Annotated in this window: 27 protein-coding genes; 18 read left to right on the top strand and 9 right to left on the bottom strand. The window is 35.9% G+C overall.

What is annotated here, in order from left to right; genetic code table 11:
• Positions 1–3: 3 nt before the first annotated feature.
• Both frr and pyrH read right to left on the bottom strand, forming a co-directional pair.
• Positions 4–558 carry a ribosome recycling factor gene (gene frr / locus G6R40_RS14145; RefSeq protein WP_165136955.1) on the bottom strand — a complete coding sequence of 185 codons (555 nt, stop codon included), beginning with the start codon at positions 556–558 and terminating at the stop codon, positions 4–6.
• Positions 559–645: 87 nt separating this feature from the next.
• Positions 646–1,353 carry a UMP kinase gene (gene pyrH / locus G6R40_RS14140; protein WP_165136952.1) on the bottom strand — a complete coding sequence of 236 codons (708 nt, stop codon included), beginning with the start codon at positions 1,351–1,353 and terminating at the stop codon, positions 646–648.
• Between the two features lie 109 nt (positions 1,354–1,462).
• Between pyrH and porQ the strand changes: the two genes are divergently transcribed.
• The 5 genes from porQ to G6R40_RS14115 all read left to right on the top strand — a co-directional run bounded on the left by porQ (position 1,463) and on the right by G6R40_RS14115 (position 4,612).
• A complete protein-coding gene (porQ, locus tag G6R40_RS14135) occupies positions 1,463–2,482 on the top strand; it encodes a type IX secretion system protein PorQ (protein WP_228455871.1) in 1,020 nt (339 codons plus the stop codon).
• An 81-nt stretch (positions 2,483–2,563) separates the two neighbouring features.
• Positions 2,564–3,235 carry a (d)CMP kinase gene (cmk, locus tag G6R40_RS14130; protein ID WP_165136949.1) on the top strand — a complete coding sequence of 224 codons (672 nt, stop codon included), beginning with the start codon at positions 2,564–2,566 and terminating at the stop codon, positions 3,233–3,235.
• A gap of 106 nt (positions 3,236–3,341) precedes the next feature.
• The gene (locus tag G6R40_RS14125) at positions 3,342–3,719 is read left to right on the top strand and encodes a YtxH domain-containing protein (RefSeq protein WP_165136946.1); all 378 of its coding nucleotides are present in this window, start codon (positions 3,342–3,344) and stop codon (positions 3,717–3,719) included.
• Between the two features lie 87 nt (positions 3,720–3,806).
• The gene (locus tag G6R40_RS14120) at positions 3,807–4,115 is read left to right on the top strand and encodes a phage holin family protein (protein WP_165136943.1); all 309 of its coding nucleotides are present in this window, start codon (positions 3,807–3,809) and stop codon (positions 4,113–4,115) included.
• 2 nt (positions 4,116–4,117) lie between these two features.
• Positions 4,118–4,612, top strand: a complete 495-nt coding sequence (locus G6R40_RS14115) for a phosphoribosyl-ATP pyrophosphatase (protein ID WP_165136940.1) — start codon at positions 4,118–4,120, stop codon at positions 4,610–4,612.
• Positions 4,613–4,632: 20 nt separating this feature from the next.
• Here G6R40_RS14115 and G6R40_RS14110 read toward each other — a convergent pair whose 3' ends face one another.
• Positions 4,633–5,370 (bottom strand): RNA methyltransferase, encoded by a 738-nt coding sequence (locus tag G6R40_RS14110; protein WP_165136937.1) that lies wholly within the window; start codon positions 5,368–5,370, stop codon positions 4,633–4,635.
• Between G6R40_RS14110 and G6R40_RS14105 the strand changes: the two genes are divergently transcribed.
• The 4 genes from G6R40_RS14105 (at position 5,356) to rny (ending at position 10,537) form a co-directional block, all read left to right on the top strand.
• Positions 5,356–7,971 (top strand): BamA/TamA family outer membrane protein, encoded by a 2,616-nt coding sequence (locus G6R40_RS14105; protein WP_165136934.1) that lies wholly within the window; start codon positions 5,356–5,358, stop codon positions 7,969–7,971. The genes G6R40_RS14110 and G6R40_RS14105 overlap by 15 nt on opposite strands.
• Positions 7,972–8,202: 231 nt before the next feature.
• A complete protein-coding gene (locus tag G6R40_RS14100; RefSeq protein WP_228455870.1) occupies positions 8,203–8,451 on the top strand; it encodes a hypothetical protein in 249 nt (82 codons plus the stop codon).
• Between the two features lie 2 nt (positions 8,452–8,453).
• Positions 8,454–8,741, top strand: coding sequence for a cell division protein ZapA (locus tag G6R40_RS14095; protein ID WP_165136928.1), 288 nt, complete (start codon positions 8,454–8,456; stop codon positions 8,739–8,741).
• Positions 8,742–8,965: 224 nt separating this feature from the next.
• Positions 8,966–10,537: a ribonuclease Y gene (rny, locus tag G6R40_RS14090; RefSeq protein ID WP_165136925.1), complete on the top strand. Its 1,572-nt coding sequence runs from the start codon at positions 8,966–8,968 to the stop codon at positions 10,535–10,537.
• A gap of 430 nt (positions 10,538–10,967) precedes the next feature.
• On the opposite strand, the gene G6R40_RS14085 is transcribed toward rny, so the two are convergent.
• Genes G6R40_RS14085 through G6R40_RS14060 form a run of 6 tightly spaced genes read right to left on the bottom strand, consistent with a single transcriptional unit; the run spans position 10,968 to position 16,590 of the window.
• A complete protein-coding gene (locus G6R40_RS14085) occupies positions 10,968–13,496 on the bottom strand; it encodes a YfhO family protein (RefSeq protein ID WP_165136922.1) in 2,529 nt (842 codons plus the stop codon).
• A gap of 25 nt (positions 13,497–13,521) precedes the next feature.
• On the bottom strand, positions 13,522–13,755 hold the full coding sequence (locus G6R40_RS14080) for a hypothetical protein (RefSeq protein WP_165136919.1): 234 nt from the start codon (positions 13,753–13,755) through the stop codon (positions 13,522–13,524).
• 60 nt (positions 13,756–13,815) lie between these two features.
• A complete protein-coding gene (locus G6R40_RS14075; RefSeq protein WP_228455869.1) occupies positions 13,816–14,859 on the bottom strand; it encodes a DUF6263 family protein in 1,044 nt (347 codons plus the stop codon).
• A 34-nt stretch (positions 14,860–14,893) separates the two neighbouring features.
• Complete coding sequence (rlmB, locus tag G6R40_RS14070) at positions 14,894–15,637, bottom strand: 23S rRNA (guanosine(2251)-2'-O)-methyltransferase RlmB (RefSeq protein ID WP_165136914.1); 744 nt, start codon at positions 15,635–15,637, stop codon at positions 14,894–14,896.
• A 16-nt stretch (positions 15,638–15,653) separates the two neighbouring features.
• Positions 15,654–16,112 (bottom strand): hypothetical protein, encoded by a 459-nt coding sequence (locus G6R40_RS14065; protein WP_165136910.1) that lies wholly within the window; start codon positions 16,110–16,112, stop codon positions 15,654–15,656.
• 4 nt (positions 16,113–16,116) lie between these two features.
• Positions 16,117–16,590: a DinB family protein gene (locus G6R40_RS14060; RefSeq protein ID WP_165136907.1), complete on the bottom strand. Its 474-nt coding sequence runs from the start codon at positions 16,588–16,590 to the stop codon at positions 16,117–16,119.
• Between the two features lie 265 nt (positions 16,591–16,855).
• Between G6R40_RS14060 and G6R40_RS14055 the strand changes: the two genes are divergently transcribed.
• The 9 genes from G6R40_RS14055 to G6R40_RS14015 all read left to right on the top strand — a co-directional run bounded on the left by G6R40_RS14055 (position 16,856) and on the right by G6R40_RS14015 (position 25,271).
• The gene (locus tag G6R40_RS14055; protein ID WP_165136904.1) at positions 16,856–17,860 is read left to right on the top strand and encodes an AAA family ATPase; all 1,005 of its coding nucleotides are present in this window, start codon (positions 16,856–16,858) and stop codon (positions 17,858–17,860) included.
• Positions 17,861–17,944: 84 nt separating this feature from the next.
• Positions 17,945–18,808 carry a DUF58 domain-containing protein gene (locus G6R40_RS14050; RefSeq protein WP_165136901.1) on the top strand — a complete coding sequence of 288 codons (864 nt, stop codon included), beginning with the start codon at positions 17,945–17,947 and terminating at the stop codon, positions 18,806–18,808.
• 26 nt (positions 18,809–18,834) lie between these two features.
• Positions 18,835–19,737 carry a BatD family protein gene (locus tag G6R40_RS14045; protein ID WP_165137751.1) on the top strand — a complete coding sequence of 301 codons (903 nt, stop codon included), beginning with the start codon at positions 18,835–18,837 and terminating at the stop codon, positions 19,735–19,737.
• A 22-nt stretch (positions 19,738–19,759) separates the two neighbouring features.
• The gene (locus G6R40_RS14040) at positions 19,760–20,755 is read left to right on the top strand and encodes a VWA domain-containing protein (RefSeq protein ID WP_165136898.1); all 996 of its coding nucleotides are present in this window, start codon (positions 19,760–19,762) and stop codon (positions 20,753–20,755) included.
• A gap of 4 nt (positions 20,756–20,759) precedes the next feature.
• Positions 20,760–21,767 carry a VWA domain-containing protein gene (locus G6R40_RS14035; protein ID WP_165136895.1) on the top strand — a complete coding sequence of 336 codons (1,008 nt, stop codon included), beginning with the start codon at positions 20,760–20,762 and terminating at the stop codon, positions 21,765–21,767.
• A 141-nt stretch (positions 21,768–21,908) separates the two neighbouring features.
• Positions 21,909–22,649 carry a tetratricopeptide repeat protein gene (locus G6R40_RS14030; protein WP_185670492.1) on the top strand — a complete coding sequence of 247 codons (741 nt, stop codon included), beginning with the start codon at positions 21,909–21,911 and terminating at the stop codon, positions 22,647–22,649.
• Entirely contained in the window at positions 22,649–24,418 is a 1,770-nt protein-coding gene (locus tag G6R40_RS14025) for a BatD family protein (protein ID WP_165136892.1), read from the top strand. The genes G6R40_RS14030 and G6R40_RS14025 overlap by 1 nt, the downstream gene beginning before the upstream one ends.
• A 44-nt stretch (positions 24,419–24,462) precedes the next feature.
• A complete protein-coding gene (locus G6R40_RS14020) occupies positions 24,463–25,065 on the top strand; it encodes a MarC family protein (RefSeq protein WP_165136889.1) in 603 nt (200 codons plus the stop codon).
• 11 nt (positions 25,066–25,076) lie between these two features.
• Entirely contained in the window at positions 25,077–25,271 is a 195-nt protein-coding gene (locus G6R40_RS14015) for a hypothetical protein (protein ID WP_165136886.1), read from the top strand.
• Positions 25,272–25,292: the final 21 nt, after the last annotated feature.

Below are 25,292 nucleotides of genomic sequence, written 5' to 3'. Positions count from 1 at the left end.
TTATTATACTTTTAAAATCTCTGCTTCTTTTATTTTAAGAGCATCATCCGCCTTCTTAACATACTGATCCGTAAGATCTTGAATATCTTTTTCCACAGCTTTCACAAGGTCTTCTGACACGCCATCCAATTTTTTAAGATCTTTCATGCCTTCTTGACGGGCGTTTCTAACAACCACTTTACTTTGTTCTGTTTCTCCCTTTGCTTGTTTAGCCAATTCCTTACGGCGTTCTTCTGTTAATGGTGGAACATTAAGAATGATAACATCCCCATTATTAGATGGTGCAAAGCCTAAATTAGAATTGATAATTGCCTTTTCGATAGCGTTGATTGCTGATCTATCCCAAGGTTGAATAGAAATAGTCATGGCATCTGGAACTGAAACATTAGCAACCTGATTGATAGGCGTCATAGAGCCATAATACTCTACCATAACGTCTTGCACCATAGATGTTGAAGCTCTACCTGCTCTAATTTTCTGAAAAGCATGATCCAAATGCTTGATTGCAGCATCCATCTCTTGCTTTACCGATGCTACGATGAGTTCTAATTCTTCCATTGTATATTTAAAATTTGATAATTAACACATTTTCAATAATTGATACAGATAACAGATGATGTTTGTCAATCCGTTATCATTAAGAAATTACACATTCACCAACGTTCCGATAGATTCTCCGTCGATAAGGCGTTCTAGATTACCTTCTTTATTCATATCAAAAACGATAATCGGCAATTTGTTTTCGTGGCTCAACGTGAAAGCTGTCATATCCATTACTTTTAAGTTTTTCTCAAAAACATCTTCAAATGACAAGCTATTAAATTTAACAGCATCTACATTTTTCTCTGGGTCGCTGTCATAGATACCATCAACGCGAGTTCCTTTAAGAATAACATCGGCATCAATTTCAATAGCGCGAAGTGTGGCTGCAGTATCTGTTGTGAAATACGGATTACCTGTGCCTGCGCCAAAAATAACCACTCTTCCTTTTTCCAAATGGCGAACTGCTCTTCTTTTGATAAATGGTTCTGCTACTTTGTCCATCTCAATTGCAGATTGTAATCTTGTCATAACCCCAACATCTTCCAAAGCGCCTTGCAATGCCATCCCGTTGATCACCGTTGCTAACATTCCCATATAATCACCTTGTACGCGATCCATACCTTTTGCAGCACCTGCTAAACCTCTAAAGATATTTCCTCCTCCAATAACGATGGCAACTTCACAACCTTTATCAACAACTTTTTTAATTTCGTGTGCATATTCCTTCAATCTATCATTATCGATTCCGTATTGTAGATTTCCCATTAAAGCTTCACCGCTTAATTTCAAGAGGATTCTCTTATATTTCATTTTAGTAAAAAATTTAGCTGCTGCAAATATAAGGAAAGCAGAAGAATTACGTTATGAAGAAATAAGTTTAACACCGAAATATTTTGTTAAATTTTAAAAACGTCTATTTTTGCAAATAAGAGAAGTGACTTTGAAGAAAATTTCTATTTTATTTTTCGCGGTTTGTAGCGCTTTGGTTTTTTCACAAGACGGGACCAATGTTTATCCTTTCCTTAACATTCCGATTTCTGCGCGGCAATCTGCTTTGGGTGGCGATGCGATTTCTATAAGAGATTACGATGTTTCCATGTCAGCCATTAATCCATCACTCATGAATTTGGAAATGGACAATATGCTTTCTGTCAACTATGCATCTTACCTTGCGGATTCCAAGATAGGAACAATTAATTATGTCAAAGATTTGGAATTTGGACATTTAATTTCCATTAATGCACGATATATGGATTATGGAAAAATGCCTCGTACTGACGAAAGTGCCAATATTCTTGGAGAATTTTCTGCCATGGATGCCTCTATCGGAGCAGGTTATGCTTATCAGTTCGAAGAAGATTGGACAATAGGTGCCAATGTTAATTTTGTAACTTCCAAAATTGACACTTATTCTTCCAGCGCAATTTCTGCAAATATCGGTGTGACTTTCCATAACGAAAGAACAAACGAAACGTTGTCATTAGTCGCTCGTAATTTTGGTTATCAGTTCAAACCCTTCAATGGTGTTCGCGAAAATCTACCCTTCCGAATTGACTTGGGCTACACCAAAATTTTGGAACAATTTCCAGCAGCCATTACCTTAACGTTACACGATTTACAAAAATTCAATATTTCTCAAGACACAAATATCAATGGTCAACCTATTAACTTTGGAAGAAAAGTTCTGGACCACGTATCATTTGGTGTCGAGCTATTTCCGCAACAAGCTTTCAATCTTAGATTTGGTTACAATGTAAAACGCGGCAACGAAATGGCTATTCTTGACCAGCGTAACTTTTCGGGGATTTCTGCAGGATTTGGGATAAAGATTTCTTATTTCAAATTCGATTATTCTCATGCACGCTATCATAACGCTTCCAATGTCAACATGTTCGGACTAAGCCTCGACCTTATTGAGATGAGTGGCAACCGTCGTTAAAAAAGATTATTTAAAAATTCTTTATTCTGCAATAGTAGTTTCGGTTTTTAAATTTTTAAATTTGTCATCAGAATTTCTGAAATGACAAAAAATTGGGTAATTGCCATAGATGGCTATTCTTCGACGGGAAAAAGTTCTATTTCTAAAGTCATTGCCAAACGACTTGGTCTTATCCACATGGATACAGGCGCACTTTATCGTGGAATTACATATTATGGATTGATGCATTGTTTGGACAACAATGACAATTTGGACCTACAACAGCTTATCCTTAGCCTTCCAAGAATAAATTTGGTTTTTGAAAAAAAAGACGATGAGCTTCAATTAATTTTGAACGGCAATAATATTGATAAAGAAATCCGTCAACCTATTGTTTCGGAAAATGTCAGTCAAGTGGCAAAACTTCCAGAAGTACGCGCTTTTTTGTTGGACACCCAACGCAATATCGCAAAAACAGGTGGGGTTATTATGGATGGTCGAGATATCGGAACTATTGTCTTACCCAACGCCGATTACAAATTCTTTTTGACAGCTTCGCCAGATGAACGTGCCAAAAGGAGACACCTGGAATTATTAGGCTTTGGAGAAAATATCTCTATAGAAGAAGTCAAAAAAAATCTCATCGATCGTGATAAAATTGATTCCGAAAGAGATGTAGCTCCTTTGAAACAAGCGGAAGATGCTATTCTTATAGACAATTCTGACTTAACAAAAGAACAAACCATCGAATTAATTATTTCCTATATTAAATAAACCTAATTTAACAAAGTTTATAAATTCTTAAATTTCTTTGGTACATTTGTTGCAAATATCAAAACCATAATAAATCAAGTTAAACATTAATCAAAAATCACACATTATGTCTAAAAAAAATAATTCAGCAGGAATTTTAGCAGGCTTATTAGCCGGTGCAGCAGTTGGCGTAGTTTTAGGATTGCTATATGCTCCTGAAGAAGGAAAAGAAACCAGAAAAAAAATTAAGAAAAAAGCTGGAGATATTAAAGATCAAGCTAACGAACAATATCACAAAACATCAGAAAAAGTTAAAGAACAATATCACCAAGTTTCTGATCAAGTGAAGGATAAATACAACACCATATCCTCTCAAGTGAAAGACACAGCTAACAATGTAGCTACTTCTGTTAAAGAAGGTTATGATAAATATAAGGATCAAATGGTTTCTAAAGCTACAGATGTTGTTAAAGACGTAGAAACAGAACTAGACGGATTGAAATAATCCCAATCTAGACTGAATTACCAAGGAACTTAGTCCACTAAGTTCCTTTTTTTTGTAATTTTTTGTAACTTTACTAAAATATCAGCTATGATAGACCTTTTAAAAGAATACATCAACAAAAGAATCGACCTCGCTCGTTTAGAATTAATAGAAAAATCGTCTTTATCTTCGGGGATTATTGCTTTTATCGCAGCTATGGTTATTGTCTTTGCATTTTTCATCATCTTATTTAATTTTGGAATTGCATTTTTAATAGGTCAAGCACTAGATAATTACTCTTATGGTTTTTTACTGGTTGCAGGATTTTATCTATTGATTATGATTATCGTAATAAGTATGCGAAAAAAAATTATAAAATCTGTAGCTAACAATGTTCTTAACTTTTTAAATCGTTAATTATGTCACATCAATACAATAATCTGGATGAATTAAGAAGAAAAAAACAACTTCTAAGAGATGATATTCAAAACATGGAAAATCTACTCACTTTTAAAAACAAAAAAGAAAGTTTGAGTGTATTAACCAACGGCATAACAGACAAATATCTTAAAGAAACCCAAGACGAAGAAGGACATCAAACATTAAGCCTTAACACCAAAAATATTTTGCGCGAAGTGTCGCAAGGTATTCGCGAGACAACCTCTCCAAAAAATCTTGTGGGACTTGCCAACAACACTGTAGATTCTGGACTTCTAGAAACTGCCGTTCGTCTGGGCGCAGTAACTTTGGTAGGTAACTACGCCCGAAAAAATCTTAATAATTCTAATTGGAACAAAAAAATAATTGGTCTTGCATTGGTCTATGTCGCACCAATTGCTTTAAAATTTGTCCGAGAAAAACTAGAAGATTACCAACGTAGCAAAACTGCTTCGAGTTTGGAAAAACTAATTTAATTTAAAATTTGAATCAACAATTAAGAACGATTCGAAAATATTTCGCCTAAAATAATTCCCGTCGCCATCGATACATTGAGGCTTTCCGTCGATTGTTGCTTTCCGAATCTCGGGATACTCACAATATCGGTTAAAAGTCTTTCAACCTTCGGGCGCATACCGTTTCCTTCGTTACCCATTACCAGACTAAACTTCGAAGGAAAGTCTTTTTTATAAATATTTTCGCCGTCCATATCTGTCCCAATAATTGGATAATTATAGGTTTTAAGATAACTTTCCAAATCGGTGTAACAAACATTAACCCTAACAAAAGAACCCATTGTTGACATCAACACTTTCGGATTAAAAAAGTCCACTGTATCTTGACTACAAACAATTTGCTCGATACCAAACCAATCTGCTAACCGAATAATAGTTCCCAAATTTCCTGGATCCTGAATACCATCTAATACAATCTGGATGCTTTTAGAATCATCAATTTGGCAGGGTTCTAACTGACAAAGCGCCACCGAATCTTTTGGATTTTGAAGAAAACTAATCTTCCGAAGTTCATTTTCATTAATTTCAAAAATACTTAGATTTTCAAAAACATTTTTCAGTTCTTCAGGATTTGTAGAGTAAATTTCTAAAACTTTAACACGAGAATTCGCAAGTTCTTTAATAATCTTGTTACTCTCAACCAAAAACAAATTGTATTTTTGTCTAAATTTCTTTTTGTCAAGAGATTGTATTATTTTTATTTTATGAGAGGTAAGCATTTTCGAAAATATTCCCAAAAGTATTATATATTTTATTTATCAGCAAGTCTGATGTTGTTATTACTGTATGCATGTAGTACAACAAAGAAAGTTCCGGATGGCGAATATCTTTTGACAAAGAACGAGTTCAGTTATCTGGATGGTAAAATCCTGAGTGATAAAATCCCAAGTTACGCTGCCCAGAAACCGAATAAAAAAACATTCTTCTTACTCCCATTTGGACTTCTCGCATACAATAATGCAAACCCAAAATACGATAGTATCTTAACAGAATACATGACCTACCCTAACGAAATGAGAAACCAAAACCTTCGTGATTCTCTTTTTGTTAAATATGGGCATCCAGAATACAAAGGACGCAATCTCTTTTGGAATCGTTTTTGGCACACCGTGGGAGAAAAGCCTGTTATCTACAGCGATGCGAAAACCAAAACCAGCATAGAAAAAATTAATAATTTCTTAGTCTATAAAGGCTATTGGGATTCCGAAGTAACCTATGAAGCCAAAAGAGATTCTGCAGCTAAAAAAGCACAAGTCAAATACAACATCCTTCATCGTGACCCCACTTTTATCAAAGATTATTATTACAGTATTTCTGATGCTGGCGTAAGACAAATCTATGAGCGCGACATCAAAAAAAGTTTAATAAAAAAAGACAATATCCTTGACCAAACTGTTCTGGAAGACGAAGTTAGACGTATTACACAATTGATGCGTGACAATGGTTATTACAAATTCAATGGATCTGGTGAACAAATATACTTTACCGCCGACACCCTAAACAGTCGAAAACAAGTTCCTGTAACCATGGATATTCATCGAGATTCTTTGGACGGTCCTTTTATCAAACCAAAAATCGGAAATATTGACATTGCCGTTGTAGATAATATTAAAGAATATGAAGAAAAAACTATAAAAAAAGACAGTCTCAGAGGCATTCATATTTACAGAAAAGACACTGCGCAATACAAATTACAATCGCTCTGGTTACCAATTATTTACAAACCCGGTGACGCCTACGAACAGCGCAACTTTGATGTTACAAAACGTAACCTTATGGCTATGAACAACTTCACAGTTTTGCAAGCTGTAGATCAACTTCGTAATGAAGGTCAAGCTAATGAAGTTGATAGTCTTATCGATGTTAAATATATTCTAAAACCACTGCCTAAATATGACTTCAAAGTCGGGATGGACTTACATTATTCAGAAATTCTAAACTTTGGATTTTCACCATCGTTGGAACTCACTTCCCGAAACATTTTTAAAGGTGCAGAAAACCTAAACCTTAGTTTTTCGGGAATTGTAGGAACAACAAAAGACCCCGAAAAGGAAAATGCATTTTTTAACGCTTACGAATTGTCAGCGCAAGCCGCTTTACAAATTCCAAGACTTTGGGTTCCTTTCAAACGTTATTGGAAGGTCATTCCAAAACGTTATTCTCCAACGTCAAGTTTATTTTTAGGTGCAGCCGTGCAAAACAATATTGGTTTGGGACGTATTAGTTTCAACACCGGCCTTAGTTATTTGGCCAATGTCAATGATATTGTGTCGCACAAGTTGACATTGTTTAATACACAATTCAGTTTTACACAGAATAAAGACAATTATTATCAATTATTCTTGGCTGATGACGAGATTCGTAAACAAATATTTGATTTGTATTTTTTACAACATCCCGAAGTGCAAGCACAGTTCAGCAATGGGCAGCTTACAATGGATAATGTTTCTCGAATTATTGTACGCGATAACGCTTTCCAAGCTGGATTGGATCAACAACAGACAGGCACGTTCAACTCTTTTAGACAATCCTTAACCAACAAAGACCGCCAGACGCAGGACGTTGTTATTTCGTCTTTGATTTATAATTTTACGTATAACGAAATCGGGCAAAAAGAATATAAAAACCCTTTCTATTTCAGTGGCAAATTTGAGATTGCTGGGAATTTCTTAGGATTGGTTTCAAAAAACTCAAAAGAAGACGGCATTATCCAAGACAATACAAAAACGATTTTCAAAATTCCTTATTCTCAATTTGTGAAGTTTGATTTTGATTTTAGAAAATATTTTACATTTTTCCAAGAAAAAGCTCGACCACATACTTTGGCTATTCGTCAATTCGTTGGAATTGGAATTCCTTACGGCAACTCCAGCAACATGCCTTTTATCCGCTCGTATTTTAATGGAGGATCGAACGATATTCGCGCTTGGGTAGCATTTGGAGGATTGGGCCCTGCCGATTCTCAGCTTGATGAGCGTGTTAGATCTTACGCGATGGACAATGTAAAATTAACGACGAGTATCGAATACCGACTTCCTATTGATAATATGTTTGAAGCTGCTATTTTTACCGATGCAGGTAACATTTGGGGGCTAAAAGACAATGGTTACGGCGATCAATTCAAGTTCAGTAAATTTATTAAACAAATGGGTGTTGGTAGCGGATTTGGTCTTAGATTAAATGTGGCATATATCAAATTCCGTTTGGATTTGGCTTACAAAGTTTATGATCCTAACCAGCCAGAAGGCGATCGTTGGGTAATCCATAAAAACAAGCTTTTGCGACCAACGCTTAACTTTGCTTTTGGATATCCATTTTAATACAAAACTTCCGTCAATTGACGGAAGTTGTTATTTTACACCCCTAATTCAAATCCTAAACAATTCGTTTACAACCATTTGAACGACTTTATTTAAAACATTAAATAAATACTAAAATTCTTTCTTTTTATTAAGCTTTTTTTATATTTTTGTAATAGTTAGAATTTATCAAACTCGATGCTATCAGAATTAGAAAATAATTTCGTGCAATTAGAAAAAAAGATTCTTAAATTGCACAAGACCCATATAAGTCTTATGGACAAATATGCAGAGCTTTCTAAAGATTATGAGCACTTGCAGAATGAATTTGATGAAGAGAAGAAAAAAAATCGAGTTTTAGCAGAACAACAAAAAGATTTAAAACTTTATTCAGCCATAAGCGGCAATGCAGAACATAACAAATTGATGAAAACCCACCTCAACAAATTGATAAAAGAGGTCGATTTCTGTATCGCCGAATTAAGAAATAGCGGATTATAAGCATGGATATCAGAAGAATTACGATAAATATTGCTGGAAGAGTGTATCCTCTTAATGTACCCGCTGCCGAAGAAGAAACCCTACGTAAGGTTGGGAAACAAATTGAAACGATGATTAAGGAATTCGAGGCTAACTTCGACATACGCGACAAGCAAGACGCCCTTGCAATGTGTGCGCTAAAGTTGGGGACAAATGCCGAAGTTCACTTAACCAATAATGAAAAGAATTTAACAAATACTAATGACCGATTAACAAAAATTAATAAGTTATTAGAAGAATTGGAAGACTAGAAAACTTCCAAATATACAAGCTGCCTACAATAATTCTAACACAGCAGGTAAACTCAACGCTAAACAATTGCCGAACGAAAGTTCATTAGATGGCGCGCTGCCTCGTCGCAGATTACAGACAATGAAAAACAGTTCAAATCGTGTTGATTAGGAGTTTACTCTTAATACTTGGATTGTTGTAGGTTTTTTTGTTTTAAAATTTTTAAATAAACTCTATATATATTATGACCGCAATCACGCTTATTATCGGTATAGTTGCTTTGGTGATCGGTGCAGTTATTGGAATTATGTATTCTAAAAGCTCACTAAATTCTAAAGGAAAATTCATCCTTGAAGACGCCAAAAAAAGTGCCGAAACTATCATAGAAAAGGCTACCACACAAGCTGAAACTATTAAAAAAGAAAAACAACTTCAAGCCAAAGAAAAGTTCTTGGAACTAAAAGCTGAACACGACTCTAACATTCAATCTCGTGAGAAAAAAATGCAAGAGACCGAGAAAAGAACCAAGGATAAAGAGCACAAACTAAACGAAGAACTTAGCAAAGTGGCACGCCAAGAGAAAGACTTGGAAAAGCAACTTAACGACTACGCAAAAAAACAAGAATTAGTTGACAGAAAACAACAAGAACTAGATGCTGCCACTGCTCAAAAAGTAGAAATGTTAGAAAAAATATCTAACTATTCCGCAGAAGAAGCAAAAGAAGAGTTGGTAGAATCTATGCGCGCTGAGGCAAAAACAAGAGCACAAGCCTACGTCCAAAACATTATGGAAGAAGCACAGCTTAATGCCAAAACAGAAGCCAAAAAAATTGTCATCCAAACCATTCAAAGAATCGGGACAGAGCAAGCCATTGAAAATTCAGTGTCTGTATTTAATATTGAATCGGATGAGATAAAAGGTAGAATCATCGGTCGCGAAGGTCGTAACATCCGCGCTTTAGAAGCCGCTACAGGTGTAGAGATTATTGTAGACGACACTCCAGAAGCCATTCTATTATCTTGCTTCGACCCAGTAAGGAGAGAAGTTGCAAGATTATCACTACACAGGCTGGTTACCGATGGTAGAATCCATCCTGCCCGTATCGAAGAAGTGGTACAAAAAACGCAAAAACAAATCGAAGAAGAAATTATCGAAGTTGGTAAAAGAACCATCATCGATCTAGGTATCCACGGTCTTCACCCAGAATTGGTAAAAATCGTTGGACGTATGAAGTTCCGTTCTTCTTATGGACAAAATTTGTTACAACACTCTCGTGAGGTCGCCAACATCGCAGCAACTATGGCGGCAGAGCTTGGTCTTAATGTTAAACTTGCGAAAAGAGCTGGTTTATTGCACGATATCGGAAAAGTGCCAGAGCAAGAGTCAGAACTTCCACATGCACTTTTAGGTATGCAATGGGCGGAGAAGTATGGCGAGAATGCAGAAGTTATCAACGCTATCGGGGCACACCACGATGAGATTGAAATGACCTCGCTATTATCACCAATTATCCAAGTTGCCGATGCTATTTCTGGAGCGCGTCCAGGGGCTAGACGTCAAGTGTTGGAATCATACATCCAAAGATTGAAAGATCTAGAAGCAGCAGCTTTAAGTTTTGATGGTGTATCTAGTGCGTATGCTATCCAAGCTGGTAGAGAACTACGTGTTATGGTAGAAAGTGCAAAAGTGAATGACGAAGTTGCACACCAATTGTCTTACGATATCTCAGAAAAAATCCAAAATGAACTGACGTATCCAGGACAAGTAAGAGTAACTGTTATCAGAGAAACCAGAGCTGTTAATATCGCGAGATAATTATAGCTTGAACATAAAATAAGAAAGGTTTAGTCATTTGGCTAAACCTTTTTTTTGTTCTTAAATCAAAACATATTCTCGTTTAAAATACTTTTCTAAACTAAGGATTTGCTAAATCTGATGCTGCTAAAATTAACCATCTTAAAAGCTTGCATTAAATGAATTCTGTCATCTACTTTATCCAAAAGCAAACTTGCCCATACGTAGGCTTTAAAAAAAGCAAGCTTGGTATTTTTTTGAGGTATAAAATTGTTGACTGGTTTTCTAAGTGCAAAGCTGGTGCGCCCCGGATGGAACGGCCTGTTGGAGCTCGCGCCGCAGGCGCAGGCAATAGCCTAGGCGCGGCGCAGCGACTAGTGACAGCCGGAAATGGCGCCCAAATAAAAAAGCTGCCTCCGAGGAAACAGCTTTAATTATATTTCAGAATCGATTAAGCATCGACGGCTTTCGATTTTTTGTTTTTGTAATACCACGCTAACGACAACAAACTGAGGATAGCAAATATGCCAACACTGGCGTAAGAATATATTTTACCAGTCTCGATAACTTCGGGCTCGAACTTCATACTGATGTTGTGTTTCCCAGCTGGTACATGCACCGCGCGCAAAAGATAGTTGGCTTTGATGTAAGGCACTTCTGTACCGTCGATAGACACTTTCCAACCGTGCGGATAATAGATTTCTGAAAAGACTGCCAACTGTGGTGTTTGGGTTTCGGCTTCAAATTCTATAGCATTGGCTTGGTAACTTTTCAACTGAATAAAAGCTGTAGAATCCGCTTGCAATGTTTTTCCATTAAGATAATCTTGATCTTCTTTGCCTACAATTGCAATCTTTTTGGTATCCAATTCGCCGATAGATTTTAGTTCTTCGTTAGGCGAGTTAGCAACTTTCACTTGAGATACAAACCATGCGTTGCCGTTGGCCTCTGGATTTGGATAGCTAATGGGTTGCTGCATATCCCCGCCGACAAAGTATTTTGCATTCAGCATATTGAGAATACGAGGCGTTCTGATGCTATCTGTTTGGTAAAAATAAGCATTAATTAAGTCATCATAGCGTCTTAGTTTCACCGCATGATAACCACCTACAGAAGATTTGAAATAAGATGTATTGGTTTCGCTAAATGTTCCTAAAGTAGAATTGAAAATTCGGTAGTGCGATTGGTCTTTCTCAGCAATGGTTTCCAAAACTTTGTTCACTTTATCTTGTTGCAAAAGGCCTTGGATGTATTGGTTATCGCCTGCTTTATCCATTAGGTATTCCGAATTTTCGGTTTGATAAGGATTTTGAGCAAATGTTTTATCTACAAAATTGTCATCATTAAGGTAACGTTTGTTAACCGTCCAAAGGTCGAAGAAGCTAACCAAACCAATAATTACTAACGCAATATTTACTGATAATTTTTTCTTGAAACTTAAAAACATTGCTCCTGCCGTTATCAATACAAAAATAATGGCTTTGAAGGCATCCGTCTGGAACATTTTGAAACGTTCATCGACTAGATAGTTTAACAAATCTGGTTGCAAATAGATCTTTTCGTTATCGGTATGGAAGCCTAAAATAGCTTTCCCTGCCAACATCAGCAGTAATGTAATCCCAACAACACTCCCCGTGGTATATAATAAGACTTTTTGTTTGTAATCGTTCTCCTGTTTTTCGTCTGTGAAAAAACGATACAATCCAATAATTGCTATGAAAGGGAATAATAATTCCACAACCACCAAAATAGAAGATGGCGCACGGAACTTATTATACATTGGTACAAAATCAATAAACAAATCCGTTAAGAATGCAAAATTGCTTCCCCACGCCAAAAGAATCGTTAAGATGGTGGCTCCCAAAATCCAATAGCGATATTTCTTCCAAGCGAAAAAGAATCCTAACAAAGCTAAAAAGCACACTACGGCGCCTTGGTAAGCTGGCCCAGATGTTCCTGGCTGTTCTCCCCAATAAGATGGACTTACAAAACCTTTCATAAACTGGTCATACTGCGTTTGGCTAGTAATGTTGGACTGTGCCCATTCTTGGATGTAAGCCATCATCTTGTCTGAGCCTGGCTCCTGACTAGCACCGCCCATTAATCTTGGGATGAAGAGGTTGAGCGTTTCTAATTTTCCGTAACTCCACGCCGTGATACTCGCGCGATCCATCCCAGATTTGCCAGAAGTATGTCTATCCGAATCGAGGATTTGCTTTCCTCTTACCGTTTCTTTCACATATTCGGCATTTGCCATAATACGTTGTGCATTCATCCCAACTCCTAGCGCAAAAGCTAAAGCCAAAATACCCGATGAGATCCCGAAATGCTTCCAAGTGATTTTCTTTTTGTAAGCACGAACCAATTCTGACAAGAATAAAAATCCTAAAGCTAAAAACAGATAATAAGTCATCTGTGGATGGTTTGAACTAACCTGCAACGCCATAAAAATGGTTGTTACTATAAAGCCAAGAATGTATTTTTTTCTGACATAGACTAATAAAATCCCTGCCAACAATGGTGCAAAATAAGCTATCGTATGGACTTTGCCATTGTGCCCAGCTGCTATGATAATGTAAAAATAAGTAGATAATCCGAAGAAAGTTGCGCCGAGTAAAGCATATTTCCAATTGCGTGTTGCTACAATTCCTAGAAAGAAAAATCCTGCAAACAATAAGAAAATATAATTGGCAGGCTTGGGCAAAAACATGAAAACATCATCCAGTTTTTTGATGATATCACCTCGAAACTGCACACCAGTTTGGTATGTTGGCATGCCGCCAAACATCGCATCGCTCCAGTAGGTTTCTTTGCCATGCTCGGCTCTGTAGTCCAAAAGTTCTTTGGCACCACCTTTATAATGCACAATATCAGGCTGAATCATTTCTTTGCCTGATATTATAGGGTTGGCGTACAAGACAGCAATTAGCACAAATATAACGAGACTAATCGCCGCAAAAATCAAATTCTTATTCTTCATATATTAATTTGAGATTGGTCGTTTTTTATTTCTTTTCTTCTTTTACTTCTTCAAAATCAACGGTTTCTGCATCCCATTTGACTTTTTCTTTAAGCTTTTTATCACTTTTTGCAGATTGCTGCTCTTGTTGCTTTTGATAATTGCGAGGATTGAGTTGTGGAAAATTTTTATAAAACGAATTAAAAAATAAACGTTTCAAAATATTCCAAACAAAGAAAATGATAATGGTACCCAGAACCAATTCTATAACAAACTTCATAATTTAAAAAAATAATTACACTTTACTAAAAAAAGACCAAGCACAAGCCTGGCCAAAAACTTATTTGTAAGAAGGATTCATAATAATCGACGATGTAGAATTCTGTGTCATACTCTGACTTTTTGTTCCATCGGATATTGTTTCCTTCTGGTTGGTTTTAATGCTAATATTTTCATGCAAGATCCAACCAGTATTGCTGTCCAAAATGATTTTCCCATTTTGCGAACCGCCTAATGACATGCTATGGGTGATACCATCTTTCGACTGCTTATCAGACTTTGTTGGGATACTACCATTAACACTAATCTCTGCTTTACCGTTTTCAACTTTTGTTAAAACATAATTCGAAGTTAGCTTAAGATCAGCACCTGGGATAACATCTTCTGTCACGGTCCATTTCTCACCTATTTTCACACCTTTTGCTGGAAAAATTTTAAGGTTTTTCTCAAACTGTTCTTTGATTGTTGCTTCATTAAAACCTCTTTTAAAATTAGAAACAATCTCACCACGTTGTTTAGCATCCTTAACCAAAGTTCCCAAAGCTGAACCGATTTTAGTATAGATTGGATCAAAACCTGTTACGGACAATATCTTTCCATCAACATTCATTTTCATCGTCAGTTTGTTACCTGTAATGGCTTTATTGATGGTGTACATACCTTTCAGTTGCTCTTCTTTTGGGGCAGCTGCTTTTGTGTCAGATACTACCGTTTTGCCATTGGCACTTGTACTGTTCCGTTTTGCAATCAAATTAACTGATAAGTCATAAACGTTATCTTTAAAATCGTTAACCGTTACGGACATTTCGTCTGTTGATTCAGAAGTTCCAGAAACAGATTTACCATCAGGTGTTGACACATTCTGAATATCTCTTTGGTAAGCTATCAATGGATAAGTTACGCCTTTTTCTAAATAAAATTTCTGTTTAAAAATCCCTGCGCTATCTACAATTGCAGCTTTTATTTTCTCTTCTTCTGGCACTTCCACAGTTAAGGTTTCGGTCTTTCCTGTTTCTGGATTAACTTTGGTAACTGTTTTTGTATTTTCTTTTTTACAAGCTACTAAAGCAACTGCAAATAAAGCTATACCTATGATTTTTTTCATCAATAATAATTTTTGAGTTAAGCTCTAACTCATGTTAAATGTTTTTTGTTATTTTTTGTCTCATTGCTTCATAGAGCACTGCACCGCAAGCTACAGAAACATTGAGAGATTGGGTTTTTCCTTCGATAGGAAGTTTTATTTTTTCATCGCTATGATGTAAAACTTCTTTGGAAATTCCTGTTTCTTCGTTCCCCATAACAATCGCACAAGGCTCTGTAAAGTCAACCTCGTATATCAATTTCTGCGCCTTTTCTGTTGAAGCAAATACCGATACGCCACTTTGTTGCAGATAATCAACAGTATGCGCTAAGTTTTTTTCTTTACAAATTTTAATATTGTAAATGGCACCAGCTGATGTCTTTATCGCATCCGAATTAATTGGTGCAGCTCCTTTTTCTGGAATAACGACAGCGTCTACGCCAACACATTCCGCAGTGCGGCATATAGCTCCGAAGTTTCTGACATCTGTTAAACGGTCCAAAATAAGAATGAACGGCACGCGACCTTCTTCAAAAATCTGAGGTAAAACATCTTCAATACTATGAAATGGCACATCCGAAATGAAAGCTACCACACCTTGGTGATTTTTTCTTGTGAAGCGATTTAGTTTTTCAATAGGAACATAGTTAGGACGAATTTTATGCTTTGACAAAAGCCCTTTCAATTCTGCATAAATAGGACCTTGCAAGGCATTTTGTACAAATACTTTATCTATTGTTTTGCCTGCCTCAATGGCTTCTATTACTGGCCTCAGCCCAAATATAAAATCGTCTTTCATTTAGTAAAATATAATATTAATCAATGACAAAAACTTTGTAATCGTCATTTTCTAGTTTAAAACCGAGCTCTTTCATTCGGCGTAATTCTTCAAAATCTTTTGTTGGGAAGTTATCATCAAATTGTTTTGTAACGAAAAATTTCCCTTTTAATTTAACAGGGATTTTCTTAATAAATTGATCTCGCATTTTATCAGAAAACTCTGGTCCTTGCTCTTTCTTAGAATCGATATAGAAGCAATACTCAATCAACTCGTTGGTAGAAGCATATTTTTTATAATCGTTAAGCTTTACAAAATTGGGTAAGTTTTTATCAGGCCATGTTAGGTAGATAACTTCCAAACTTTCAATTTTTTTGCTTAAAGCTTGATAATGCTTAAAACGTTCTGGATCTTTCTTTACATGCATCGATCTTGTCCCAGACTGACTTGCAATCCATAAAAATCCAATAACGATGACATAAAGGAAGTTTTTCATAACTCTAGCTTAGCCTTTCTCCAAGTATGGCTCTTTTTTGTGCCAAAATATATCCGTAATGCAAAGTTTCGTGCATATTGTTAAAAATAATGGCGTCTTGAATATTTTTAAGATCAATACCAAAACTGGTAGAATAAGGTGTATAGTCGGTGAAAAATTCGTTATCATAATCTTTCATCAAAACTTTTGATGTTTCAATTAAAAGAAAAGACAAATCTTCCATTTCGGTATTATCAACATCCATTTTAGCAAAAGTGCCTTTTTTATATTGTTCTACCCAATATTTATCGATACGGAAAGCATTGCCACTCAAGTAATAATGTAAGAGTTGTTGGGTCGCTACACAATGCGCAATATTCCAATATATATTGTTATTAAAACCATCTGGAATCAACAAAAGATCTTCCTTTGGCGTGTTTTGCAAAATCTGTAACAAGTTTTTTCGAACTTGTCGATGTGCCGAAAAATGATAATTCATTTTAAGTCAATTTTTTAAAATCCAAAATTACTCCAATTATACGAATATGACAAATAGGAATCTCCTAAACCTAAAGCTTTTAAACAAGGACTTTAACATTTAGCATCAACAGATTACAATATTCTTTTATAACATAAAACTTTACACGTTTTTTTCAGTTTGAGTTTATTCTTATTTTTAACAAATATTTAACTCATAATTGGCATTTCTTATGTTGACTAATGCACGGATTTGTGTGACCTTTACCGAATAATTTAAACGAATTATGTCAGAACTGAACCAATCTGAAGATATTAAAAATTTAATGGAAAAAGTAAAAGAACAAAATTACTTTTTCAACCTACTAAAACAAGAAATCAACCGCGCCATCATCGGACAAGAGTACATGGTAGACCGCTTATTAATCGGTCTGCTCGGCAATGGCCACGTCCTACTGGAAGGTGTGCCGGGACTCGCCAAAACATTGGCTATTAAGACATTGGCAGAGGCAGTACATGGACAATTCTCGAGAATACAGTTCACACCAGATCTTTTACCAGCCGATGTTGTAGGCACAATGATTTATAATGTTAAAGAAAATGATTTCTCAATAAAAAAAGGACCTGTATTTGCAAATTTCGTTTTGGCGGATGAGATCAACCGTGCACCAGCAAAAGTACAATCTGCACTTTTGGAAGTCATGCAGGAAAGACAAGTCACCATCGGCGATGAGACCATGGCACTACCCAAACCTTTTTTAGTCCTTGCCACACAAAACCCAATTGATCAAGAAGGAACTTACCTTTTGCCAGAAGCACAAACAGACCGTTTTATGCTAAAATGCAAAATCGATTATCCAGAATTTGAGGACGAAAGAAAAGTTATGCGTATGGTTTCTACACAAGATATCCCGACGATACGACCCGTAATTTCGCTTGAGCATATTGTCGAGGCGAAGAAATTGATTAATCAAATCTATCTTGACGAAAAAATTGAAAAATACATTTTAGATATGGTTTTTGCAACGCGTTATCCAGAAAAATACGGCTTAGAAGATTTGAAAAGCCTTATCAGTTTCGGTGCATCGCCTAGAGCAAGTATCAATTTAGCAATTGCATCGCGCGCTAATGCCTTTATAAAAGGACGCGCTTTCGTCATTCCAGAAGATGTTAAATCCATCGCAAAGGACGTTTTAAGACATCGTATTGGTTTAAGTTTCGAAGCCGAGGCTGAGGAAGTTTCCCAAGACGAAATCGTTGACAGAATTCTAGCTAAAATACAAGCACCTTAAAAAAAATGGTTGACAGTTGATGGTTTTTAGTTTAGGGTAAACGCTCTACTTTAAAGACTGTCAACCATCAACCGACAAAATAAAATGCAAATAAAAGATATTGTCAAAAAAGTAAAACAAATCGAAATCCGAACACGCAAGAAGACGGAAGCGAGCCTTATGGGACAATATCACAGCAGCTTCAAAGGTCAAGGCATGACATTTTCCGAGGTGCGTCCATACCAATTTGGGGACGACATTCGTAGAATTGACTGGAACAAAACGGCACGTTTTCGTGAGCCTTTTGTAAAAGTCATGGAAGAAGAACGCGAGTTGACGATGATTCTCATGGTGGACATTTCCGCATCCATGGATTATGGCACGCAACATGGATTAAAAAGGGAATTTGTCGCGGAAGTCGCTGCATCCTTAGCTTTTTCTGCCGTTGGTAATAATGACAAAGTGGGGCTTATTTTGTTCGCGGATAAAGTCTATAAAGTAGTTCCACCTAAAAAAGGTCGCAAACATGTTTTATCAATCATCAGCAATATTTTAACAGCAGACTATATTCCAGGAAAATCCGATCTTGACGCTGCGCTTAATTACATGATGGGTGTTTTTAAAAGAAAGTCATTTTTATTTTTATTTTCAGATTTTCAAGATGAATTTGAACCCAAAATTCTTGGTGTTACTTCGCGAAAACACCAACTTTTGGGATTGAGAATTTATGACCAAAAAGATCAAGATATCCCGAATGTCGGCTACGCCTTACTTCAAGATGCCGAAACCGGAAAAGAAGTCTGGGTCAACACGTCGAATTCGCGCTGGCGTTATGAGTTTGCAGAACATCAGAAAAAAAAATTTAGACATTTGCAAGAGTCTTTTGAAAACAACTCTGCTAGCCTGATTAGCATGACGACCAACGAAGATTACAGCAAGTATTTGTATCAATATTTTCAGAAAAAATAGTTTAACCAAATCCGTTTTTAGCCTTGATATATTTCAAGTTTTTATACACCGTAATTTTAATTTTTTTAAGCCAAATTCTTTTTGGACAAACGCTTTCCTCCAACCTTAGCAATACAACTTTGGCACTAGGCGAAGTGGGCGAATACAAACTAAAAATCGACAATCTACAAGGCAAAAATGTTGTGGCTGCACCCAAAAACGAATTGTTGCCTTTCCATTTTGAAATCGTTAGCGACAGCATTTCCAAAGAAGCCAATCGATACTATCGATTAATAAAGTTTCAGGTTTTTGAAGAAGGAGAATTTAAAATTCCAGCTTTAGAAATTAAAATCGGAGACCAATTTCAAAAGACCATTCCGTACGAAGTTGAAGTCATCAACACAGCAAAAAAAGATGATGTTATCAACGATATCATGAAAAATAAACAAGTTAATCTTGATGTAAAAGATTATTGGGAGCTGTATAAATTTTATATTTTAGCAGCTTTAATAGCTTTAGGAATTATATTCTTAATTGTTTATTTTGTTAAATATGGTCGAAAATCAAAAGACAATCCTAAAATTTTGACCAACCAAACATTGAAAGATCTTGAGCGCCTTCGTAAAAAAAACTACATCCAAAGTGGAAATTACCGTCTTTATTATGTAGAGTTAATAGACATTACAAGAGATTTTTTGACCAAGCAATATAAAATTCCGGCCAATGTATTATTAACGGATGACCTTATTGATTACATGAAAACGAGTAATATTATTTCGGAAGAAAATGAAAAAACCGTTGAAGAAATCTTCCAGCGTGGCGATCTGGTAAAATTTGCAAAAACAATTCCCAATAGCGAGATGATGGAAAATGATTTTAGCGGTATTAAAAACATGGTGATCCGCTCTCCGAAAGATGTCGAAGCCGAACAGTTAAGAAGTATGAATTAATTGCTAGATTGACTCCAGAATAATGAATTTCAATTTTGAATTTTATAGCCCGTGGCTCTTGCTTTTATTTTTGGTTTTTGTCCCATTAATTATTTTAGATTTAGGGCGCAAAAAACCGAAAGGCATCAAAGTACCTACAACGGAAGCCATGCGTCCAGCTGGCAGCCTGGGAATTGTTATGACCTTTCTGAGATTGTCAAAATATTTAATATTATCTGCTTTAATCATTGCGATTGCGCGTCCCAGAACTTTTACAATATCCGATGATCGCGACGAAACAAAAGGCCTGGACATCATGCTAACAGTTGACGTTTCGCTCAGTATGTTAGCAAAAGATCTCGATCCGGACCGTCTGGAAGCGCTTAAAAAAATTGCAAAAAACTTTGTCAATCAACGCCCCAATGACAGGATTGGATTGGTGGCATACTCAGGTGAAGCTTACACCAAAGTCCCAATGACGACTGACCACGAGGTTATCAAAGACGAAATTACTGAACTTAGTCCCACCGAATTGCAGCCAGGAACAGCAATCGGCGAAGGTCTAGTTGTTGCTGTCAGCCATCTAAAAGATTCGAGAGCGAAAAGCAAAATCATTATTTTGATGACCGATGGGGAAAACAATGTGACAAATGCCATGCCTCCAGCAGTTGCCGCAGAACTGGCCAAAAACAACGGTATAAAAGTTTATACCATCGGCATTGGAAGTCGTGGTTATGCACTGTTCCCAACAGCAACAGATATTTTTGGCGATATTGTTTTCACAGAAAAAGAAACCGATTTGGATGAAAATCTTTTGAAAGATATTGCATCCACAACTGGAGGAAAATATTTCCGAGCGACAAGTAACGGCAGTCTAGAAGATATTTATAATGAAATAAATGGCTTAGAAAAATCAGATATTAAAACTTCAAAACTATACCAATACCAAGAATATTTCCGAATTTTCCTTTGGGTTGCTTTGGGCATTTTACTTTTTGACATCTTTTTGAGATGGTTTTTATACAAAATATTGAGCTAACAACATGGATTTTTACATCGAAAATAATTGGTACATTTTTCTATTCCTTTTACTACCTGCAATTGGATTATGTCTGTTTAGCTTTATTAAATGGAAGAAAAAAAAACGCGCTCTATTTGCAGATTTGCAATTCCAGCCACAATTGTTTGCAAACACAAGTCGTTTTTCTAAAATTTTTCCAAGTTTATTTTTCTTAGCAGTTTTATTTTTAATTTTTTCCATTATTGATGTATTGGGCGGAAAACAAGAAATAAAAACCCAGCAAAAAACCAACAATATCATTTATCTTTTGGACGTTTCCAACTCGATGAACGCACAAGACATCCAACCAAGTCGTCTAGAACAAGCTAAAGACATCATCATCAACAGCTTTCAAAAGACGAACAACGACCGTGTAGGCATCATTGTTTTCGCGGGCGAAGCCAACTCGATCATGCCTTTAACAACAGATTATAATGCCGCACAATCTTATCTTTCTGGCATAGAAACCAGCGTTGTACAAACACAGGGAACTGACTTTTTGAAAGCTATGGAAATGGCTGTTCGAAAATTTAAATCCATTCCAAAAGGCGCCCGAAAAGTTATCATAATTAGCGATGGCGAAAACAATGAAGACAATGAATCTGCTGCAATAAAATTAGCCCAAAAAGAAGGCATTAGTATATCTTCTATCGGCATTGGTACGGAGCAAGGCGCGCCGATTCCGGATTATTATTACGGACAGCTTATGGGCTACAAAACCGATATGACAGGCGAAACGGTGATGACGAAACTGGAAACCAAAGCCTTAAAAAATATGGCGTCCAGCACAAGTGGAACTTTTATCGATGGTAATAATTTGGATCAAGCGATAAATGAACTTTCTGATGTTTTGAAAAAGTCAACCAACAGCAATACTTCATACATCAGTGCGCAATTTGCAGAACATTACTATCAATATTTTTTAGGAATTTCTATAGCTTTATTTTTACTTATTTATTTCTTTAATCCCAAACGCGATTTAAATCTTTAAAAGCAAAGTCTTTAATTAAGTAGAATCACTCTAAATAACGATGCTGAAATTTTTCCGAAAAGACTTATTTTTAGGGATATTTAACCCATTTTAACTTTTTAGGAATGGTATTTTAACAATTAAAGAAATAATTTTGCAGATATGAATTTTAAGTTGATTTTCAGTCTATTGTTATTTTTAGGTGTAAGCCATATTTTGTCAGCTCAGGGAAGTTACAAGACTTTGGTATACGAAGGTAACAAAGAATTCGACAAAAAAAATTACGAGGCATCTTCTTCCAAATTCTTGGAAGCTGCACAATCTAACGATAAAGATTTCACAGCGCATTACAATCTTGGTAACAGCTTGTACAAAAAGAAAATGTATGAAGAGGCAAAAACTGAATTTCAAAAAGCTGAAAATCTTGCTAAAAATAAAAACGACAAAGCTGCCGCACAATACAATCTCGGCAACAGTTTGATGCAAACAGAAAAAACCGACCAAGCTGCGGATATGTACAAAAAAGCATTGAAGAACGACCCTTACAACGAAAGCATCAGAAAAAACTATGAAATCGCTAAGTTGAAAAATAAGGAAAAAGAAAACAAACAACAAGGCGAACAAGGCGAGCAACAAAATAAAAATAACGAAGGCGGACAAGATAACAAAGGAGACCAAAAAGCTAACCAGCCCAATGGCGCATCCAATGATCAACAACAAAAAGGTGAAGGTGCAAATGATAGAAAATCGCAACAACAACCAAAAGAAAATGGAAATAAAATTCCAAAAGATATAGAAAACGCCATTTTAAATAAAGTACAGGACAAAGAAAAAGAAACTGCACGACGTATCCTCAACAAAAACGCAAACTCTATTCCACAGTCCAACGAGAAAGATTGGTAATGAAGAACATTTGGCTTTCGTACATTTTAATATTTTTTTCGGCCATGAGCATTTATGGTCAAGTGTACATTACGTCCGAAACCAATGTAAAAGAAGCCACCAACAATGATATCATCAGCCTAACCATCGCTCTGGAAATCAGCGGTGAAGATATGATCCAGGAATCTCCAGTTAAACTTCCCGACTTTCAAAAATTTGAAGTTTTAGATTACGGTTCAGAACAAAACACCATTATTGATCCTATCCGAAAAGTAAGAGTCAACCAAATGGTGTATCAGTTTTTACTACAACCAAAACAAGCCGGCACCATCAAAATAGGTTCTGCACTTGTTAAAGTGAGCGGCAAAATGTACAAATCCGAACCTTTTGACATTACTGTTCGTGATGTATCCAAAAGAATTCCAGACAACACAAAAAGTTTAGCCAGTCATAACAACCAAACTTATCTTAACGTCAAACTAGATGACCGCGAAGTTTACAAAAACCAAGCTGTTGTCGCAACCTTATCGGTCATCAGCAAAGATGTGGATAATTTTAGAAAAGTAAAAAACATCCGCCCTCCAAAAAACGGAAATATCATTGTGCAACCTATTAGTATGCATAGGTCGGATATAGAGCAAGATGCTAAATCTGGACTATTATCGCAAGTTATTGGCCTGTTTATTATTTTTCCAAAAGAAGAAGGCATGTTAGAGATTCCATCCTTCACAGCTGAGATTATTGATCATGGCACAACAAAGCTAACATCCAATCGCACTAAACTTTCGGTGATGCATCTTCCGCTGGGAGCTCCAGAGGATTTCAACGATTTTGTAGGAAACTTCAGTGTGGATATGACAAATGTGGAAAGTCTTCCACAACCTATAGAAATCAATAAACCCATTGATATCGTTGTCAAACTTATCGGCCGAGGAAACCTTTCGGCTAAACATATGCCGAAAATTATCGCTACCGAAGATTACGATGTTTTCCCTCCAAAATTGGTTAAAAATCTAAAAGTCGAAAAACAAGGTATTGTGGGCGATATTGAAGCACACTATGTTGTTATTCCGAAAAAGGCTGGCAATATAGCCATCAAAACTGAAAAAATGGCCTTCTTCAATCCTGAAAAAAAATTATACAAAGATCTTGGTGAAAAATCAATTGTTGTTCGTGCTATGACACCTGGCGAAATAGAAAATTCTAAATCAACCATGCAAAAGGTTAACGAATATACCAACACTGTTTTGGATAAAGTTAACACGCCTGTTTTGCAAACCGAAACCTTGAAACTAGAAAAAACAAAAGGCATGAATTGGTCGATTATTTTTGCAAATATGGCGCTAATTGGTGCGATGTGTATGGTGTTTTATTTCGTGAGAAGCCGTTATCAAAAAAGAAAACTAGCAAACATCATCAAAGAAGAGCAACTTAAAGCACAGCCAAAAATAACAACCATAGAAGAAACTGAAGCTTTACTAAGACAAAAATCTTCATTAAATCTTAGCAGCCACTTCAACTATATCGAAAATCTATTAATTCAAAAAAAGTATTCGGAATTTTTTAAAGAATTCATAAATCTAGACAACGAGGTTAATGCCAAATCCTCTCGACTTCATCATATTGATTATAAAGAATATCTTGAGAAAACGAATCCTAAGTTAGCTCTGGATTACAAATCTTTGCTGGAAAAAATTAATATCGAGAAATATTCGCCAATGGTGAACGAGATAATTTTAGAATCCATTTTAAAACAAATTAAAATCGTTTATTCCTCGATTGAGGATTAATTAAAAATAATTCATATTTTTACGAAAAATTAAATAATATATCTGTGGAATTTTTCGAACATATCTCTTGGAAAGAAACATTCACTTGTTTCATGGTTTTGTTTGCTGTAATCGATATTATCGGTTCTGTACCAATTATCGTATCGCTTCGTCAAAAGTTTGGCCGTATTGAATCTGAAAAGGCTGCCATCGTTGCTGGCTTGCTAATGATAGCTTTCCTTTTTATTGGAAAAGAGATTTTGAAATTTATTGGTGTTGACCTCAACTCATTTGCGATTGCTGGGGCATTTGTCATCTTTATCATCGCAATAGAAATGATTTTGGGTATCGAAATCCAAAAATCCTCACAAGCCAATGCCGCATCGATTGTGCCAATTGCTTTTCCTCTGGTTGCCGGCGCTGGTACCTTGACAACAACGCTATCTTTAAAAGCAGAATTCCATGAAATCAATATTATTTTAGGAATTATTCTTAATACAATTTTGGTGTATATCGTCTTGAGAATTGCCCCATGGATTGAGAAAAAAATGGGTGAAGGTTCTTTACAGATTTTACAAAAAGTTTTCGGAATTATCCTTTTAGCAATCTCTATTAAATTATTTACTGCTAACTTTGCACAATTAGTTCAGAATTACGTACAATTTTAAAATAAAATATTATGCAGATTTTTTATAAAATATTCTTAGTCTTATTCGTAGTGTTTATCGGGATTAACATCTATGGAATCAATTGGAATGTGGGCATGTTGGAGGACGAAAATTCTAAGTTTATGTTTTCTATTGCTGCTTCTATTATCGGTATTATCGTAATTTATATTATGAGTACTTGGCAAAAAGTTGGTGCTAAGAAATAGTTTTAAACATTAAATTCGATT

Origin of the sequence: Chryseobacterium sp. POL2, assembly GCF_011058315.1 — a bacterium.
Taxonomy (GTDB): domain Bacteria; phylum Bacteroidota; class Bacteroidia; order Flavobacteriales; family Weeksellaceae; genus Soonwooa.
This window is presented reverse-complemented; position numbering and strand designations above follow the sequence as displayed.

Excerpts from the sequence above, each read along its gene's own strand:
- G6R40_RS14035 (WP_165136895.1), top strand. The coding sequence starts at position 20,760 with ATGGATTTTTACATCGAAAATAATTGGTACATTTTTCTATTCCTTTTA.
- G6R40_RS14040 (WP_165136898.1), top strand. The coding sequence starts at position 19,760 with ATGAATTTCAATTTTGAATTTTATAGCCCGTGGCTCTTGCTTTTATTT.
- G6R40_RS14055 (WP_165136904.1), top strand. The coding sequence starts at position 16,856 with ATGTCAGAACTGAACCAATCTGAAGATATTAAAAATTTAATGGAAAAA.
- G6R40_RS14075 (WP_228455869.1), bottom strand. The coding sequence starts at position 14,859 with ATGAAAAAAATCATAGGTATAGCTTTATTTGCAGTTGCTTTAGTAGCT.
- G6R40_RS14115 (WP_165136940.1), top strand. The coding sequence starts at position 4,118 with ATGTCACATCAATACAATAATCTGGATGAATTAAGAAGAAAAAAACAA.
- G6R40_RS14095 (WP_165136928.1), top strand. The coding sequence starts at position 8,454 with ATGGATATCAGAAGAATTACGATAAATATTGCTGGAAGAGTGTATCCT.
- G6R40_RS14060 (WP_165136907.1), bottom strand. The coding sequence starts at position 16,590 with ATGAATTATCATTTTTCGGCACATCGACAAGTTCGAAAAAACTTGTTA.
- rny (WP_165136925.1), top strand. The coding sequence starts at position 8,966 with ATGACCGCAATCACGCTTATTATCGGTATAGTTGCTTTGGTGATCGGT.
- G6R40_RS14025 (WP_165136892.1), top strand. The coding sequence starts at position 22,649 with ATGAAGAACATTTGGCTTTCGTACATTTTAATATTTTTTTCGGCCATG.
- pyrH (WP_165136952.1), bottom strand. The coding sequence starts at position 1,353 with ATGAAATATAAGAGAATCCTCTTGAAATTAAGCGGTGAAGCTTTAATG.
- G6R40_RS14120 (WP_165136943.1), top strand. The coding sequence starts at position 3,807 with ATGATAGACCTTTTAAAAGAATACATCAACAAAAGAATCGACCTCGCT.
- G6R40_RS14030 (WP_185670492.1), top strand. The coding sequence starts at position 21,909 with ATGAATTTTAAGTTGATTTTCAGTCTATTGTTATTTTTAGGTGTAAGC.
- cmk (WP_165136949.1), top strand. The coding sequence starts at position 2,564 with ATGACAAAAAATTGGGTAATTGCCATAGATGGCTATTCTTCGACGGGA.
- rlmB (WP_165136914.1), bottom strand. The coding sequence starts at position 15,637 with ATGAAAGACGATTTTATATTTGGGCTGAGGCCAGTAATAGAAGCCATT.
- G6R40_RS14065 (WP_165136910.1), bottom strand. The coding sequence starts at position 16,112 with ATGAAAAACTTCCTTTATGTCATCGTTATTGGATTTTTATGGATTGCA.
- G6R40_RS14105 (WP_165136934.1), top strand. The coding sequence starts at position 5,356 with ATGAGAGGTAAGCATTTTCGAAAATATTCCCAAAAGTATTATATATTT.
- G6R40_RS14110 (WP_165136937.1), bottom strand. The coding sequence starts at position 5,370 with ATGCTTACCTCTCATAAAATAAAAATAATACAATCTCTTGACAAAAAG.
- G6R40_RS14085 (WP_165136922.1), bottom strand. The coding sequence starts at position 13,496 with ATGAAGAATAAGAATTTGATTTTTGCGGCGATTAGTCTCGTTATATTT.
- G6R40_RS14080 (WP_165136919.1), bottom strand. The coding sequence starts at position 13,755 with ATGAAGTTTGTTATAGAATTGGTTCTGGGTACCATTATCATTTTCTTT.
- frr (WP_165136955.1), bottom strand. The coding sequence starts at position 558 with ATGGAAGAATTAGAACTCATCGTAGCATCGGTAAAGCAAGAGATGGAT.
- G6R40_RS14015 (WP_165136886.1), top strand. The coding sequence starts at position 25,077 with ATGCAGATTTTTTATAAAATATTCTTAGTCTTATTCGTAGTGTTTATC.
- G6R40_RS14050 (WP_165136901.1), top strand. The coding sequence starts at position 17,945 with ATGCAAATAAAAGATATTGTCAAAAAAGTAAAACAAATCGAAATCCGA.
- G6R40_RS14125 (WP_165136946.1), top strand. The coding sequence starts at position 3,342 with ATGTCTAAAAAAAATAATTCAGCAGGAATTTTAGCAGGCTTATTAGCC.